This is a genomic window from Vibrio sp. 1401, assembly GCF_033340295.1.
The window spans coordinates 217,552-233,696 of sequence record NZ_JAWOWF010000001.1; the positions used below are offsets into that span (position 1 = coordinate 217,552).

13 protein-coding genes are annotated in these 16,145 nt (G+C 45.0%); 4 read left to right on the forward strand and 9 right to left on the reverse strand.

Annotated features, from left to right (window positions below; all coding sequences use genetic code 11):
* The 3 genes from R7Z77_RS01045 to R7Z77_RS01055 are packed head-to-tail and all read right to left on the reverse strand — an operon-like array spanning position 1 to position 2,792.
* On the reverse strand, positions 1–891 hold the full coding sequence (locus R7Z77_RS01045) for an ABC transporter permease (protein WP_017633568.1): 891 nt from the start codon (positions 889–891) through the stop codon (positions 1–3).
* A complete protein-coding gene (locus R7Z77_RS01050) occupies positions 888–1,712 on the reverse strand; it encodes an alkaline phosphatase family protein (protein ID WP_005373854.1) in 825 nt (274 codons plus the stop codon). The genes R7Z77_RS01045 and R7Z77_RS01050 overlap by 4 nt, the downstream gene beginning before the upstream one ends.
* Positions 1,713–1,724: 12 nt before the next feature.
* Positions 1,725–2,792 (reverse strand): ABC transporter substrate-binding protein, encoded by a 1,068-nt coding sequence (locus tag R7Z77_RS01055; protein WP_005373851.1) that lies wholly within the window; start codon positions 2,790–2,792, stop codon positions 1,725–1,727.
* Positions 2,793–3,002: 210 nt separating this feature from the next.
* Between R7Z77_RS01055 and R7Z77_RS01060 the strand changes: the two genes are divergently transcribed.
* Positions 3,003–3,731, forward strand: a complete 729-nt coding sequence (locus tag R7Z77_RS01060) for a UTRA domain-containing protein (RefSeq protein ID WP_064354534.1) — start codon at positions 3,003–3,005, stop codon at positions 3,729–3,731.
* Positions 3,732–3,793: 62 nt separating this feature from the next.
* Here R7Z77_RS01060 and R7Z77_RS01065 read toward each other — a convergent pair whose 3' ends face one another.
* A complete protein-coding gene (locus R7Z77_RS01065) occupies positions 3,794–5,380 on the reverse strand; it encodes a BCCT family transporter (RefSeq protein ID WP_005373846.1) in 1,587 nt (528 codons plus the stop codon).
* 303 nt (positions 5,381–5,683) lie between these two features.
* On the opposite strand from R7Z77_RS01065, the gene R7Z77_RS01070 reads away from it, so the two are divergent.
* Entirely contained in the window at positions 5,684–8,092 is a 2,409-nt protein-coding gene (locus R7Z77_RS01070) for a beta-mannosidase (protein ID WP_318136581.1), read from the forward strand.
* A gap of 101 nt (positions 8,093–8,193) precedes the next feature.
* On the opposite strand, the gene R7Z77_RS01075 is transcribed toward R7Z77_RS01070, so the two are convergent.
* Positions 8,194–8,448 carry a hypothetical protein gene (locus R7Z77_RS01075; RefSeq protein ID WP_005387084.1) on the reverse strand — a complete coding sequence of 85 codons (255 nt, stop codon included), beginning with the start codon at positions 8,446–8,448 and terminating at the stop codon, positions 8,194–8,196.
* A 166-nt stretch (positions 8,449–8,614) separates the two neighbouring features.
* On the opposite strand from R7Z77_RS01075, the gene R7Z77_RS01080 reads away from it, so the two are divergent.
* Both R7Z77_RS01080 and R7Z77_RS01085 read left to right on the forward strand, forming a co-directional pair.
* Positions 8,615–8,974, forward strand: a complete 360-nt coding sequence (locus tag R7Z77_RS01080; protein WP_054865478.1) for a DUF6559 family protein — start codon at positions 8,615–8,617, stop codon at positions 8,972–8,974.
* Positions 8,975–9,111: 137 nt separating this feature from the next.
* Positions 9,112–10,146 carry a PotD/PotF family extracellular solute-binding protein gene (locus R7Z77_RS01085; protein WP_042523267.1) on the forward strand — a complete coding sequence of 345 codons (1,035 nt, stop codon included), beginning with the start codon at positions 9,112–9,114 and terminating at the stop codon, positions 10,144–10,146.
* 106 nt (positions 10,147–10,252) lie between these two features.
* Here the strand turns inward: R7Z77_RS01085 and tyrS are convergent, their stop codons facing one another.
* The 4 genes from tyrS to ppsA form a co-directional block, all read right to left on the reverse strand.
* Positions 10,253–11,512: a tyrosine--tRNA ligase gene (gene tyrS / locus R7Z77_RS01090; protein ID WP_025767979.1), complete on the reverse strand. Its 1,260-nt coding sequence runs from the start codon at positions 11,510–11,512 to the stop codon at positions 10,253–10,255.
* A gap of 82 nt (positions 11,513–11,594) precedes the next feature.
* Positions 11,595–12,401 (reverse strand): response regulator transcription factor, encoded by an 807-nt coding sequence (locus R7Z77_RS01095; RefSeq protein ID WP_031778843.1) that lies wholly within the window; start codon positions 12,399–12,401, stop codon positions 11,595–11,597.
* Positions 12,402–12,594: 193 nt separating this feature from the next.
* The gene (locus tag R7Z77_RS01100; RefSeq protein ID WP_005373824.1) at positions 12,595–13,374 is read right to left on the reverse strand and encodes a hypothetical protein; all 780 of its coding nucleotides are present in this window, start codon (positions 13,372–13,374) and stop codon (positions 12,595–12,597) included.
* Between the two features lie 170 nt (positions 13,375–13,544).
* The gene (gene ppsA, locus R7Z77_RS01105) at positions 13,545–15,917 is read right to left on the reverse strand and encodes a phosphoenolpyruvate synthase (RefSeq protein WP_005373822.1); all 2,373 of its coding nucleotides are present in this window, start codon (positions 15,915–15,917) and stop codon (positions 13,545–13,547) included.
* Positions 15,918–16,145: the final 228 nt, after the last annotated feature.

Genomic DNA, 16,145 nt, shown 5'->3' on the forward strand with positions numbered 1-16,145 from the left:
CTACTTCCTACCTGCATAGCTTTTCGAAATGAGCCATTGGTTAATCACTGTGATAAAGGCAAGTAACGCCATTAGAATCACCGAAATTGCAGCGGCGAGATTAGGTTCAAGGAACAGGTCTCCCGATACCAGACTCGCAATTCGAATTGTGATGACGTTATAGTTACCGGAGGTCAACGCATAAACACTCGCATATGCGCCAATTGCGTTGGCTATTAAGATAATAAAGGTACCGAATAAGGCTGGTGAGAGCACTGGCAGAGCGATTTTCGCCCAATACTGTGATGTTTTGGCTCCCAGTAGCGCAGCAGCTGCTTGCCAATCATCGCTCAACGCGTCGAACGCAGGGTAGAGCAACAATACCGCCAGCGGGATTTGGAAGTAGATGTAAATGGCCAGCAGGCCCCATTTACCATAAAGGTCGAAATCACCGAGTAAGCCATACTGCTTGAGCAAAAGGGTAATCGCCCCATTGGTGCCCAAAATAATAATAAAAGCGAATGACAGAGGTACGCCTGCAAAGTTGCTGCTCATGTTCGTAAACGCAATCACACCGTCGCGGACTTTAGAATCGACTCTGCGCAGAGAAGAGACCAACAGAGTCGCAATGGCTAAGCCAAAAATGCTCGACCATACAGCTAACCACAAACTGTTGCCAAACGCCTGCATCATAAAGGCGGAGTCGAGCACTTCAATGTAGTTATCGAAGGCAAACTCGCCATCGTAGATAAAGCTGTTTAACAGTACCCAAATCATCGGTGCGAGTTGAAATAGATAGAAAAACAGTGCGAAAGGCGCCAACCAAATGGCTGGCTTAAAGCGCTTTAACCAAGTACTTGCCAAATTTGAACGTGATTCGCTAGAGCTTGGGGAGAGGACTGAACTGCTCATAGTGCTAACAATTCCTGAGTGTATGGCTTCGTGTGGTCAAGGTTTAGCAATTGACAAACGGTGCCACAAATATCAGTTTGCTTAATATGACAATCTTGATGGGTAAACTTATCACCAATGACAAACAGGGGAACTTCTCGCTCTTCAGGTAAAATCCCACCGTGAGAAAGATCGTTGTTCATGCCATGATCGCTGGTCACAATGATTTGATACCCATCAGCAAGCCATTGATCGATGTAGTTGGAAAGAATAATGTCTGCACCTCGCGCACAATTGCGGTATTGGCGAGAGTCTAGGCCAAACTTATGTCCTGTATCGTCGATATTCATCGGATGGATCAGTAAGAAATCAGGTTGATAGTTGCGGCGTAAATACTCTGCGTCCAGGAACAAGGCTTCATCAGGATAATGATCCCAATGGTAAAAGCAGCCGTGCTGGATATTCAGGGTTTCATCATGCGTGAAACGATCGCGAACAGGTTCAAATGGCGCGCGATTATAAAGCTCACTTACCCAGTGGTAGGCAGCCGCAGCGGTCACTTTTCCTTGGGCTTTTGCCAAACTGAAAATGGAATCGTGTTTGGATAGACGAACGATATTGTTGTTTACGATGCCGCTTTCTACAGGGCGAACGCCCGTTAAAATGCACTCATAAAGTGGGCGAGACATAGAGGGCAGCTCACACTGCACAGGATAAAGCGTTGCGCGAGTTTCTTGTTGGGAACGACTTTGTTCTAGAAGACCATTGAGGTAGCCCATGCAATCACGGGCTACCTGATAGTTCAGTCCATCTAGAACAACAAGGATGACCTTATTGCTCATAACGACTTACTCTTATTGCTGGTGGATTAAGACACTTTCTTGCCATTGACGTGGCAGCTTACGTGCGGACTTTTCCCAAGCTGAGAAGTCAGTCACTGGGTGAACATTGCTGTATTGGTCATTAGCAATTAGCTTGTCTTGCACTGCTTGAGGCAGTGTGATGTTGGTGCGGATTGGACGCGCATAACCTTCTGCTAAGTTGATTTGCCCTTGATCGCTGAAGATGTATTCACGAGCAAGCTTTGCTGCATTAGGGTTCTTCGCGTATTTATTGATTATGGTTGTATAACCAGAAATCACAGAGCCATCTTGAGGAATGCTCACTGTAAAGCGGTCGCGGTCAATTTTGTCGCGGTAGTTCAATGCATTGAAGTCCCACATGATCGCCACTTCCACTTCGCCTTTTTCTAGGTTGGCGATGTTCGGATCGGTAAATGAAAGACGACCTTGCTTCGCGAGTTCAGAAAAGAATTTGAGCGCAGGCTTGAGGTTGGATTCGTCCCCACCGTTGGCGAACGCTGCGGCGAGAACCGCGTTGTTTGCCTGTGCTGCTACGCCTACGTCACCTACGGTCACTTTGTAGTCGCCTTTTAATAGGTCATCCCACGTTTTTGGCGCGTCTTTTACGAGGTTATTGTTGGAGATAAAAGAAATAGTGCCAGTGTAAGCAAGTGCCCAATGACCATCTTCGTCTTTTGCCCAATCTGGGATGTCATTCCAAGTTGTTGGTTTATATGGCTGAGTGACGCCTTTTTTTACCGCTACACGTGCGAAGGCAAAGCCTACGTCACCAATGTCTGCGGTCGCGTTTTTCTTCTCAGCTTCGAATTTTGCGATTTCTTGAGCCGAGCTCATATCCGTGTCTTGGTGCTTAAGGTTGTAATTTGACTTTAAATCAGCCCAAGTGTCTTTCCAGTTTGCCCAACTGTCAGGCATACCCACACTGTAAACCGCCCCTTCTTTTTGTGCTGCTGCTACCAAAGATTCAATATCGGCTTCTTTCGCTACTGTTGGCGTAGCGAGCGTTACCGCAATGATTGCCGCTGGTGCGGTAATTGAACGACTTAGCAAAGTTTTCATTGTCTCCATCCTTCTGGACTAGGTCAGTAAGTTCGCTTTGTATGCTATGGATGGAATGTGACGATTTAGCGCAAGTAATTTGACAGTTTTGCTGATTTTATATGGCACTTATATTTCATACGTTCAGTATGTGTTCTGTTGATTAATGTCATATTTTTGTTACGTAAACGCCTTATGTTATTCGTCAAATTATCCTTGGACTAGATCAGAATGAGAGCGACAGGCACCGGACAATTTGGTACCCAATTAGGAAAAATTAGAAGCAGCTTAAAACAGCAGATTCTTTCCGGCATCATGTCGGAAGGACAAAAACTGCCGTCAGAGAGAGAGCTCAGTGAGCTGTTTTCTACAACTCGAATCACTATCAAAGATGCGTTGGTATCTTTAGAAACTGAAGGTCTTATTTATCGAGAAGAGCGCCGGGGTTGGTATGTATCTCCTGAGCGTATCTGTTACAACCCGTTGTCTCGTTCTCACTTCCATCAGATGATTCGAGAGCAGCATCGTATTGCAGAAACTAAGTTACTCAACGTGCGAAGTGAAATGGCCGCAGGTGAGTATGCCAAATCGTTAGAGGTGGAGCGAATTACCCCAATTTATGTAATTGAACGGTTACGTTTTATTGATGGGCGAGCGGTATTGTTTGTTGAGAACGTGCTCAAAGCGGCACTGTTTGAGGGTATATTGTTTGAGAACCTCACCATGTCCCTGACGGGCATTTATCGTGAGAAGTATGGTTACGAGACAAAGCGCTCTCGTTTTGATGTGATTCCCACGTCAGCGCCTGCTCATGTCGCTAAGGCGTTGAACCTAGCTGAAGGACAACCCGTTCTGAAAATTCGGCGGGTAAACTACAAACAAGATGGGCATTTAATGGACTGCGAATTCGAGTATTGGCGTCCAGACGCCGTGATGATTCGCATTGATAGCGTAGGATAAAGCGCAGAATTAAAAAGAGCCCAATGAAGGGCTCTTTTTCGCATATTGGTTAGAGAGGCGGTTTAAACGAGGCCTTGCTCTTTTGCCATTCTGCTTGCAATGCCGGGTGCTTTCCAAATGCTTGGCAGCAAAATGAAAGACACAGGCACGGCAGTAATTACAATGAAAGACTGCAATGCAGAAATACCACCAGAGCCCATTGAGATAAGCGCAATAGCGACAATACCCATAATCAGACCCCAGAACGAGCGAATCACTGCGTTTGGTTCTGTTGAGCCCGTCATCACTACACTGATTGTGTAAGTCATCGAGTCACCCGTCGTCACGATAAATGTTGTCGTTAAGATCAGGAAAAGAACCGAAATGATCATTGGGTAAGGTAATTCACCAGTAATCGCTAGCAGTGCTGCAGGCAAGTTAAAGCCTTCAAACGCAGATGAAATCAAACCAGGGTTATCAAGTTCAAACGCAAGGCCACTGCCACCAACGATACTAAACCAGAAGCAAGTAATCAGCGGTGCCGCGATGCTAATAGACATGATTAATTGGCGAATTGTACGACCACGAGAGATACGAGCAATAAAGATCGCCATCATTGGGCCATAACCGATAAACCAACCCCAGAAGAATACTGTCCACCAACTTAGCCAGCCTGTATCACCACGGTAAAGTGCCATAGGGAAGAAGTTATCCACCATACGACCAACGCCTTGCACGTAGCCATCAACGATAAAGCTTGTCGGCCCGAAGAACAGGATGTAACCAATTAATAGTACAGACAAAATGATGTTGTAACGACTGACGATTTGAATACCCTTGCTCAAACCGCTCAGTGCGGAAAGGGTATACATCAGGATCGCCGCCATAATAACCATACTTTGCGTTACGAACGTATCTGGCAGGCCAAACAATGAGTTTAGCGCGTAGCTAATTTGTAAACCTAAGAAGCCGATAGGACCGATGGTTCCTGCTGCTACTGCAATGATGCTACATGCGTCAGCAACATCACCAATCCAGCCTTTAATGGCTTTATCACCAAACACAGGGTAAAGCAGAGTACGCGGCTTAAGAGGCAGGCCTTTATCGTAATGCAAGTGCATTAAGACAATGGAAGATAGACCACCAAGGATCGCCCAAGCTAAGAAGCCCCAGTGCATAAAAGACTGAGATAGGGCATTGATTGCGGCAGTTTTCGGTGAGGCTTCCCCGTATAGAGGCGGAGCAGTCACAAAGTGCGCGATAGGCTCAGCTGCGGCCCAGAACACACCACCACCTGCAAGTAGAGTACAGAGTACGATTGACAACCACTTAAAGTTATCAATATCAGGTTTCGCTAGACCACCTAGGCGCACATAACCAGTGCGACCAAACGCAAGAGCCAAACCAATTAGGAAATTCAGAAGAAGCAGTACTTGCCAGTAAGCTCCGAAATATTTAGTAGCAAAGCCGAAGCCGGTGTTAACCATTGCGGTTAGAGAGTCGGTATTCGTTAGAGCAAGTAAAACGAATAGAGTGAGGAAGCTACCACTTAACCAAAAGACAGGATTGGTGAGTTCGAGGCGCTTGAGTAAAGATGGGGGATGAATAGCAGAATAGTCAGCATCCTGAATAGGCGCTGTGTGGGAGGCGGCATTCGTCATATTTGACATAATTACTTCGCTTTTTAGGGCTATGAAGCCGTGCATTTCCCCTCACATCGTTTCAACGAAAAGTGTGAGGATGTTCAAAAAGCCGATGATGTTAACATGTCGAAGTTGCAAATATAACCTTAGATTTCGATTAATTTTTAACAGGTTAGCCAAGTTGCTGATTTTTGGGTAGAGATCAAAAGAAAGAGTTTTTACGTGAAATGCACCGCATTTCGTATGTAATTAACATTTCCCTTGTTTTTGCATGGGTTTATCAGGATTACATTGAGAAAACATGTTTTTCCCAAGCTAAGGTTTAACTCGATGGCTCACTTCGAACTAAATGGGCAGTGGATGCTTACCTCGCCACAGCGCCCCAATCTTGAAATTCCAATGTTTATTCCGGGCGATAATGTGTCGGCGCTTTTACAAGCAGAGCAGATTCCAGATCCTTATTTTGCCGATAATGAAAACAAAGTTCGATGGATTGAAGAGTGTGAGTGGCATATCTCACGTGAGTTTGACGTCGACGCGTTTACGTTGTCTGCCAAGCAAATTTGGATGACGCTAACTCGTGTAGATACCTTGGCAACCTTCTATGTTAATGGTGAGTTAGCACTAACTTGCAGCAACATGTTTACCCAGCAACGTGTGGATATTAAACCGCATTTAAAGCAAGGTACTAACACGATTCGGGTTGAGTTTGCTCGGGTGGATTTAGAAGGTATCGCAAGAGCAAAAAAATTGCCATTTCCTATTCCATCGGCAATGGGCAACAACCAAATTCCACACATGAACTTGATCCGCAAAACACAATGCCATTCCGGATGGGACTGGGGCATTTGTTTGATGGTGTCGGGTATTTACGACCCCATTCAAATCGACATTGTGAATGAGCTTTGGCTCAAAGGTTTCTCGACAGAGCAGCAATGGCAAGTCGATGGGAGTGTGTTTCTTGATGTAGTAGTTGAAGTGGAAACGGACAGTCAACGCCATGAAATGATGATTGAATTTAATGGTGAGCGTCAACGTATTCAAACAAAAGGAAGTGGTCACTATCATTGCCAGTTCCACATTTTGGAGCCTCAACGCTGGTGGCCATCGGGTTATGGCGAAGCGTATCTCTATCCCATTACCATTTCTTGCAGAGAGCAAAAGTTAACGCACAACATTGGTTTGCGTCAGTTAACCCTAAATAACCAAGCTGATGAGCACGGCTCTGCAATGGAATTTATCGTCAATGGCGTACCGATTAATGCTAAAGGTGCCAACTGGATCCCTATTGACGCAATGCCGGGGCGAGAGTACGAAACACGTTATCGCAACCTTTTGCAAAGTGCGGTTGACGCCAACATGAACATGATTCGCGTATGGGGCGGTGGTCAGTACGAGAGTGAAACCTTTTATAACCTTTGTGATGAACTTGGCTTGTTGGTGTGGCAAGACATGATGTTCGCCTGCTCGTTGTACCCATCAAACGACGAGTTTTTAAAAGACGTAGAAGAAGAACTTAGATTCCAAATCCCGAGGCTTAAGAAGCACCCATCAATCGCACTTTGGTGTGGTGATAATGAAGTGATTGGAGCTATTGGTTGGTATGACGAATCTAAGCGCAGTAAAGTCAAATACACGGTTAACTACGATCGCCTCAATCGCATGATTGAGAAGGAGATTACCGAGCAAGATAGCACTCGCCGTTTCTGGCCAAGTTCCCCGTGTAATGGTGAATTGGATTTCGGTGATGCGTGGCATGATGATAGTAAAGGCGATATGCACTTTTGGGACGTTTGGCATTCAGGAAAATCATTCAATGCCTACCTTGACGTGAATCCTCGTTTTTGCTCTGAGTTTGGTTTTCAATCTTGGCCATCTTTTGCTGAAGTTAAGCGGTTTGTCCCTGAGCAAGACTGGAATATTACATCCCCAACTTTCGAACAACATCAGAAGAACCCTCGAGGTAATAGTATTATCACAGAGATGTTCACGCGCTATTTTCGTTTTCCCTCTGGATTCGAGAGCATGCTGTATTTAAGTCAAGTTCAGCAGGCAATCGCGATCAAAACTGCATGCGATCATTGGCGTGCCATTTCTCCAGTTTGTCGCGGCATGCTGTACTGGCAACTCAACGACAATTGGCCTGTCAGTTCTTGGTCTAGTTTGGAATACAGTGGTCGATGGAAGCAGTTGCACTACCATGCGAAGCGATTTTTTGCGCCACAGTATTTGGTATTTTCCGAGCATACAGGCAAGTTGAGCCTACATTTGCTCAATGATGCCAAAGAGTCCGCAAGCGTCAACGCACTGCTTAAGTGGGTAGATTGGCAAGGGGAAGAAAAGCAATGTTGGAGCTTAGAACAAACAGTCATAGCAGACAGCAATACGATTTTGTGGCAATTGGATGAATCGATCGAGAAGGACGAACTTACGCCAGGCTTCTTCTATGTTGAAGCGCAAATCGGTCAAGACAAAATAAGCAACAAATGGTTTAGTACTCACGAGCTAAAAACCTTGCCGATAGCGAAAGCCAATATTGGTGTCTCTATTGAAGGGAGGCAAATTACATTGATTGCGGATAAGCCTGCGTTTTTTGTTCATTTGGAAAGTGATGTTGATGGAAGGTTCAGTGACTCCAGTTTTACTCTACTGACCAACGTTCCAATGACGGTTGAGTATTTAGGTGATGATGTTTCAGGTATGCAGCAGTCGTTGAGGGTATACCACCTTAATGATTAAAGCGGGTATAGAACATCTATATGCTGATAACTAAAAAGGGAGCAGTTGCTCCCTTTTTAGTTATTAAGTATCCGTTATTAAGCTCAGGTTGAGACAGAAGTTTATTTAAGTTTCTGATGGACCCGATAGCTAACGACAAAGCCAATGTAGAATAGTGCAGCAAGAGTAATCACTGCCGTCGCGTACGCCAGCAGGCTGTTTAACCCTAAACCAAAAGCCAAAGTGAAGGCGATACCATGAATGGCTTCCGCAGGGATTCGGTACCAAGCAGCGTGGACGGAAGATCCGAATAGGATAAAGGTACTAAGTAAGACAATCGTGCCGCCTATAAAGCCGACCCATCTGCTGTTGTTCATGTTGCAGTCTCAGGGGTTACCGAGGTAACGTAACAAAATATTTCAGAATCGTATTATACAACCGATCATCGCGAAAAGCGCTAGAGAAATTTCGCGGATAAAACAGAGTGTTTTAATTCGAACAAAAGAATACGACATAGCCAACTTAATACAGGAATAACAAAACATGTTGAGATTTATACAACGTCGCCGCATTAAGAAAGTGATTAAACTAATGAGTACCAGATTGGTGGTGGGATACGGCAGTCGTGACTACTTTTCGGTTGGTCAGGTAAAGACGAGCACCAGCGAGTTAAGCGCGTGCCAACAAAAAATTGCGTTGGCATTATATGCGGATCCGCAAGATCTTGATTTGGAAAACCAACCAGAGTTGCAAGCAATACGCTCAGACGTGGCGCATGACTTCTTCGCTGGTGTCGATTATACCGCTCAAGATGTGCTTAATTTACTCGGTTCTGGTGGCTGGAAAGGTGGCCGAATGGAAGATGGAATGTCTCATCATTTTGGTATGCACAGTCGCTATTAAAAACATGCGTTAATTTTATAAATTCGATAAATATTTTTGCTGTTAAAGATTAATTAAATTTTCTTTCAATTGGGTAACAATTACCTAATTATGCACCCGAATCCCAGCGCGTCGCTGGACTGGTTGGATTGCATACCATGAAATTAATCATCAAAGGATTGGGGCTGAGTGCTCTTGTGCTCAGCATGTTTGCTCATGCAGATAGCAAAACGTTGAACGTTTATGCATGGGGTGGCTATTTGCCGGAAGCATCGTTAAAAGCGTTTGAAAAACAAGAAGGTATTACGATTAATTATTCGACTTTTGAGAATAATGAATCAATGTACACCAAGCTAAAATTGCTAAAAGGTTCTGGCTACGATGTGGTTTTTGCTTCTGCGTACTTCATTGAAAAAATGGGGCGAGAAGGGCTGCTTTCGAAAATAGATCACGCTCAAGTGCCAAACATGCAAGACACAATGGACGGTTTACTTGGCCAAGCGCACGATCCTAAAAATGATTACTCGCTGCCTTATATTTGGGGCATTACCGGGATCAGCTACAACGAATCCATGGTTGAGCAACCAGTGACCAAATGGGCAGACTTATGGGAGTCTCAATACGAACAACAAGTCATGCTGATTGATGACGTTCGCGATGTGTTCGGTATGGCGCTGAAGAAAAATGGCCATAGCGTGAATACAAAAGACGAAGCTGAAATCGAGCAGGCTTTTGATTCTCTAGTAGCGCTGAAAAACAACGTATTACTGTACAACTCAGATGCGCCGCAAGTCCCTTACGTGTCCGGTGAAACATCGGTCGGCATGCAATGGAACGGCAACGCATTCCAAGGACAGGTTGAAATGCCTGAGCTGAAGTTCGTGATGCCGGAAGAGGGCGCGGTATTGTGGATGGACAACTTCACTATTCCGTCTGGCAGTAAAAACAAAGCATTGGCGCATAAATTTATTAACTTCATGTACCAATCAGAGAACCAAGCGGAAATCGTGACCAGTTTGGGTTATGCCTCGGCAACGAACGCTGGGCGTGACAAATTGCCAGAAGAGTTGAAAAATAACCGTACTATTTTCCCTTCATCAGAAGACATGAAAAAAGGCGAGTTTATTAATGATGTTGGCGCAGAAACGTTAGCGATTTACGAAAAGTACTGGCAACGTTTAAGAACGCAATAAGCAACGTCTTTGCCTATTGTTAGGCTTAAAATCGTTCAAATTTGGATTCCCCTCATCACGAAAGTGGTGAGGGGAATTTTTTATAGGCTTTGTACTGCGAGTGTTGCTACGCGGCACGCTTTACGAGGCAGAAGTGCTTTTTACCGCGTTGCAGTAACCAATATTGATCAAACAGTGGGAAGCTTAAACTCGGGTTATCAGCCGCCACTTTTTCACCGTTTACACTGATGGCGTTGTTGCTGATGTGTTCGCGTGCAACACGCTTCGAACTTGCTAAGCCCGACTCAATCAACAGCTCAACCAAATCTTGTTGTGTGCTCTCAATGCTTGGTAAACCATCCAACTCCAACTGTTTTAATTCACCCAAACTCAGTTGTTGCACATTACCGCTGAATAAAGCTTGAGTGATACGCTCGGCACTGGCTAGGCCTTCTTCGCCATGAACAAATCGCGTCATTTCTTCAGCGAGAATACGTTGTGCTTGTGGCTTACCTTGGCTTGCTTGGTCTTGCGCTTCAATGCTGGCAATTTCTTCGCAGCTCAAGAATGTGTAGTAACGCAAGAAGTGGTAAACGTCGGCGTCTTCTGCGCCAAGCCAGAACTGGTAGAACGCGTAAGGAGAGGTCTTGCTAGGATCTAGCCACACTGCGCCGCCTTCGGTTTTGCCAAATTTGGTACCATCGGATTTGGTGATCAGCGGCAGAGTTAAGCCAAATACTTGCTCACCATTTTGACGGCGAGTTAAATCGATCCCGCTGACGATGTTTCCCCATTGGTCATTGCCACCGATTTGCAAACGGCAACCGTATCGACGGTTTAGCTCGGCAAAATCGTACGATTGCAGTAGGGCGTAGCTAAATTCGGTGAAGGAGATACCTTGGTCAGGTCGTTGCAGGCGTTGTTTTACCGATTCTCGGTTGACCATAGTATTGATTGAGAAGTGCTTACCCACATCGCGGAAGAAGTCGATCACATTGATCGCTTTCATCCAGTCAGCGTTGTTTACCATGATCATCGGCTTGGCCAGTTGGTGATTCATCAACTGCTGAATTTGATTAGAAAGATCGTTAACCCAGCCTGAGACGATTTCCTCTGAGTTCAGACTGCGCTCAGTCGCTTTAAAGCTTGGGTCGCCAATCATGCCCGTTGCACCGCCAATCAAGGCAACAGCTTGGTGTCCGGCATCTTGAAAGCGCTTAAGCATAATCAAAGGCACGAGGTGGCCGATATGTAAGCTGCCAGCTGTAGGATCGAAGCCGCAGTAAACGGTTTGTGGCTGTGAGAGAAGTGTCTGAATTTCTTCCAAATCGCTGGCTTGTGCAATCAAGCCGCGATCTTGTAAATCTTGCAGTAATGGTGTCGTCATTCTTTTTGTCTGCTTTAGTGGTTGTTACATTCAGACTAAAACGCGACACCTTTTCTCGATATATCCCTTAAGGGACAGTTTTTTATCTTGAATGGAGAATGAGGTGATTGAGGAAAAGCTGGAATAACTCACTCAATGAAGACACATTTAATTGCGAGTAAATTCGCTTTCGATGATTTTTGACCGTGCCTTGAACTAAGTGTAACCGCGCGGCAATTTCTTTGGTGTCAAACCCTTGAGCGAGAAGCGAAGCCACCTCTTGTTCGCGACGGGTGAGTGATTCTACGCCAAACGTTGCTAAAGCTTGCTCAATGGCTAATCGCATACTGCCAGAATAAGCACTCTGTGCAAAAACAGGCTCAGAAAAGGTAAATTCCGTTTGTTTCCAATGCTGCTGACAAAGCGACTGAATTATCGGGAAATAGGGCTTTAGCTTATTGATTTGTGGCTGAGAAAAGTATTTTCCATCAGTCATATATCCGAAGTACAGCATGACCCAACGGCCAGATTCAACTTCGACTAGCATGCTAAGCTCGTCTTTCCACCCTGTTTGATGATAGAACTGCTCGCAGTATGAGGTGAAGTCAACGCCTTTACGCGCCACGTCTTTGAGCGTAAATACGCCTTGTTGCTTTGTCTCGTTTAGTTTGAGAAAAAAAGGGTCATTTTGAAATGAGTCAGTAAGGTAGCGTTGAAAAAGTAACTCTCGCTCGTTCTCAATTGAGTCGTAGAGATAAATAGGATGTTTACCTTCTCGGTAACCTAAAATAACTGCGCAATCAAAATGAAAAAGAGTGCGAATGACACGCATAAGTTTAGGAGTAAAGTTAGGCGTGTTAAGAGCAGAAATTGCTTCTGCTAGCAGATTATTAAAGTTATTGTCAGGCATGGGATACCGAATTGCAGGTGGTTTTGCGCAAGCATAACCAAAAGCAATCCAACGAGAAAGGGAAGTCGCCATCTTCTGATGACTTCCATAGAGAAAGTTGCGTAAGTGCTCAGTTTTGAGGAATCATATCCCCGTTAACTTATTGATAAGGGTGCATAACAACGGTTTTATTTAAGCGATTAGTTGCTATGCATTACTGCGAGTTAGTGAGCTCTTCGTTAACCCAATATTTAGAACCAGACACGTTAGCATCGATGAGCAAACCTTTAGCGTTCAACTGATAGACGGCGACGCCGCTGTTAAATTGTTTTGAAAGTTGCTCTGAATCTTCGCCCGCAACAGCAGAGGCTTCACTTGTGGCCTCCCATCCTTCGTTGACGAACGTATCAAAGTCTTCTTTGCTCTCAAACAGAACCACTTGTTGGTAAAATTTGCCGCCAGCCCCAAGTGCAACGCCCAAACCAAACATATTCATATAAGTGCGTTCTTCTGTTTCCTTATTCACTGCGACTCCTGACCCTGAGTTGGTGTGAAACAGCAAAGATAATTTACGAGAATCAAAGACCGCGTAGCCGTACGCGTTGTCGTAAATAGCTTTTGCCTCCGGCTTTTCATTAAATAACTTGAGCAAAGCGCTATCTGCCATTAAGTCCACGGCTTGGCGAGCTTCTTCTGGCGTATCGCCTTCCATCAGCTCATCAATTTTTTTGTCGGCAGCATCTATCCATTCTTTGCTTTTCTCGATGCTGGCTTCTGTCCATTCGCCTGCGGTATTGATCGCTTCCTCGGACCAATTCGTGAAATCTTGCCACGCTTGTTTTGAAAACGCTTTGGTGTCGTCCCAAGCATCTTGGGCAGTATCAGAAACTGCGTCGCCAAGCTCAGACATTTTATTGGAAATTTCATCCCAATCGGCATAAGCAGGGGATGCCAGGAGCATCAATGTAGTAAGGAGTGCGATAGGCTTTTTCATCAAATTCTCTCTGGAGTTATCGATATACCATTCATTTTAGGTCATCAGACTTTGATAATGAAATTGACTAAATGACGAACTTGAGAGAGGAATCACGAACTGATTGTGAAATGACGTGTGAATAACAAAGCCCTCACAAGGGGAGTGTGAGGGCTAGAGTTTATCGTGTGTTACTTGCTGCTAACTTTACCTAGTTTTAACCAAGTATCGATAACCGTATCTGGGTTTAGTGATACAGAGCTAATACCTTGATCCATTAGCCATTCCGCTAGGTCGTCGTGGTCTGATGGGCCTTGACCACAAATACCAACGTATTTGCCTGCTTTTGTTGCTGCATCAATCGCCATCTGAAGCATCACCTTAACCGCTGGGTTACGCTCATCAAATAGATGTGCAACATCGCCAGAGTCACGATCAAGTCCAAGCGTTAGCTGAGTCATGTCGTTTGAGCCAATCGAGAAGCCATCAAAGTACTTTAAGAACTCATCGGCAAGGACCGCGTTGGATGGCAGTTCGCACATCATGATGACTTTAAGACCCTGATCGCCACGGCGCAGATCAAACTTCGCTAGCAAATCAATCACTGATGCTGCTTCGCTTGGTGTACGAACAAATGGGATCATGATTTCAACGTTTTTCAGACCCATTTCGTTACGAACGCGTTTGATTGCTTGAGTTTCTAGCTCGAAGCAGTCTTCAAACACTGGAGAAATGTAACGAGACGCGCCACGGAAGCCAAGCATTGGGTTTTCTTCATGCGGTTCGTATGCTTTACCGCCAACCAAGTTGCTGTATTCGTTAGACTTAAAGTCAGACATACGAACAATAACGCGTTTCGGCCAAAATGCCGCAGCAATGGTTGCGATACCTTCTGTCAGCTTGCTTACGTAGAAATCGATAGGATCTTTGTAACCACGAATACGCTGAGTGATTTCTGCTTTTAGCTCATCGCTTTGTGCATCAAAGTTAAGTAATGCTTTCGGGTGGATACCAATCATCTTATTGATGATGAATTCAAGACGAGCAAGACCAACACCTTCATTTGGAATTTGTGCGAAGTCAAACGCGCGATCAGGGTTACCCACGTTCATCATCACTTTTGTTGGTAGCAGTGGCAGTTCATCAACAGAAGAGCGTTTTACGTCAAACTCAAGTTCACCTTGGTAAACGTAGCCCGTTTCACCTTCTGAACAAGATACGGTCACGGTTGCGCCATCGGTTAACTTGCTTGTCGCATCGCCACAGCCAACGATTGCAGGAATACCAAGCTCACGAGCGATGATGGCAGCGTGGCAAGTACGGCCACCACGGTTGGTTACGATTGCAGATGCTTTTTTCATCACTGGTTCCCAATCTGGGTCAGTCATGTCTGTAACTAGCACGTCACCTTCTTGGACTAATGACATTTGGTCCAGAGAGTCAACCAAGCGAACCACGCCTTTACCGATGCGCTGACCGATTGCACGACCTTCAACCAAAACATCCGCTTTGTTTTGTAGCTCGTAGCGCTCAATCACGTTTTGTTCCGTTTGTGAACATACGGTTTCAGGACGCGCTTGAACAATGTACAGCTTGCCATCAATGCCATCTTTTGCCCATTCAATGTCCATTGGACGCTGATAGTGCTTTTCGATGATCATTGCTTGTTTTGCGAGCTCTTTGATCTCGTCGTCGTTCAATGAGAACGTGTTGCGCTCTTCATCAGAAGTATCAACGATATCAACTTGTTTGCCGATTTCTTGGTTATCTGAGTAGATCATTTTGATCAACTTAGAACCAAATGTTTTCTTAACGATTGGGTGTTCGCCTGCTTCAAGCATTGGCTTGTGAACGTAGAACTCGTCAGGGTTTACTGCACCTTGAACGACCATCTCGCCTAGACCCCATGAAGAGGTGATGAAGACAACTTGGTCGAAACCCGATTCAGTGTCTAGTGTAAACATAACACCCGACGAGGCTTTATCTGAACGCACCATACGTTGGATACCCGCAGATAGCGAGATGCCACGGTGGTCGAACCCTTGGTGAACGCGGTAAGAAATCGCACGGTCGTTAAATAGAGAAGCGTATACGTGCTTAGTTGCTTCTAGTACTGCGTCGATGCCTTTCACGTTCAAAAACGTTTCTTGCTGACCAGCAAAAGAAGCATCAGGTAGGTCTTCTGCCGTAGCAGATGAACGAACTGCGACTGAAAGCTCAGGATTGCCTTCGATCAGTTCTTGGTAGTTTTCACGAATTTCTTGTTCAAGGTCCGCAGGGAAAGGGGCCTCTAATACCCATTGACGAATGTTTGCACCTGTCTTACGCAGAGCTTCTACATCTTCAACGTCTAGTTCATCGAGTAATTGGTGAATACGCTCATCCAAACCTTCGTGGTCAAGGAATTGGTTAAACGCGTATGAGGTTGTCGCAAAACCATTTGGTACAGAAACGCCTGCGTTTGCTAGGTTAGAAACCATTTCGCCAAGTGAAGCATTCTTACCGCCGACTTTGTCGACATCATCCATGGATAGGCCATTGAACCAGAGGGTGTTCTTTTGCATGTCTTTCTCCAGAAACATTGCAGCTTAGTAGGGGGACTTAAATCGATCTAAACAATCGCATCATGTTGGCTGTTATTACACGTTGACCATACATTGCTTCATTTAGATTGATATCAAAGGCAAACGATTACGTTCTGGCTGAAAAAAATTCAAAAGAATTTTTAAAGCTGTGGTGAACCTAACTGAAAGCCAAACTGATTTATTAATATTATGTGTACCATCCTACTC

What these genes read in the sequence shown, in the direction of transcription:
- R7Z77_RS01045 (WP_017633568.1), bottom strand. Translation starts at nt 891, where the DNA reads ATGAGCAGTTCAGTCCTCTCCCCAAGCTCTAGCGAATCACGTTCAAAT.
- R7Z77_RS01050 (WP_005373854.1), bottom strand. Translation starts at nt 1,712, where the DNA reads ATGAGCAATAAGGTCATCCTTGTTGTTCTAGATGGACTGAACTATCAG.
- R7Z77_RS01055 (WP_005373851.1), bottom strand. Translation starts at nt 2,792, where the DNA reads ATGAAAACTTTGCTAAGTCGTTCAATTACCGCACCAGCGGCAATCATT.
- R7Z77_RS01060 (WP_064354534.1), top strand. Translation starts at nt 3,003, where the DNA reads ATGAGAGCGACAGGCACCGGACAATTTGGTACCCAATTAGGAAAAATT.
- R7Z77_RS01065 (WP_005373846.1), bottom strand. Translation starts at nt 5,380, where the DNA reads ATGTCAAATATGACGAATGCCGCCTCCCACACAGCGCCTATTCAGGAT.
- R7Z77_RS01070 (WP_318136581.1), top strand. Translation starts at nt 5,684, where the DNA reads ATGGCTCACTTCGAACTAAATGGGCAGTGGATGCTTACCTCGCCACAG.
- R7Z77_RS01075 (WP_005387084.1), bottom strand. Translation starts at nt 8,448, where the DNA reads ATGAACAACAGCAGATGGGTCGGCTTTATAGGCGGCACGATTGTCTTA.
- R7Z77_RS01080 (WP_054865478.1), top strand. Translation starts at nt 8,615, where the DNA reads ATGTTGAGATTTATACAACGTCGCCGCATTAAGAAAGTGATTAAACTA.
- R7Z77_RS01085 (WP_042523267.1), top strand. Translation starts at nt 9,112, where the DNA reads ATGAAATTAATCATCAAAGGATTGGGGCTGAGTGCTCTTGTGCTCAGC.
- tyrS (WP_025767979.1), bottom strand. Translation starts at nt 11,512, where the DNA reads ATGACGACACCATTACTGCAAGATTTACAAGATCGCGGCTTGATTGCA.
- R7Z77_RS01095 (WP_031778843.1), bottom strand. Translation starts at nt 12,401, where the DNA reads ATGCCTGACAATAACTTTAATAATCTGCTAGCAGAAGCAATTTCTGCT.
- R7Z77_RS01100 (WP_005373824.1), bottom strand. Translation starts at nt 13,374, where the DNA reads ATGAAAAAGCCTATCGCACTCCTTACTACATTGATGCTCCTGGCATCC.
- ppsA (WP_005373822.1), bottom strand. Translation starts at nt 15,917, where the DNA reads ATGCAAAAGAACACCCTCTGGTTCAATGGCCTATCCATGGATGATGTC.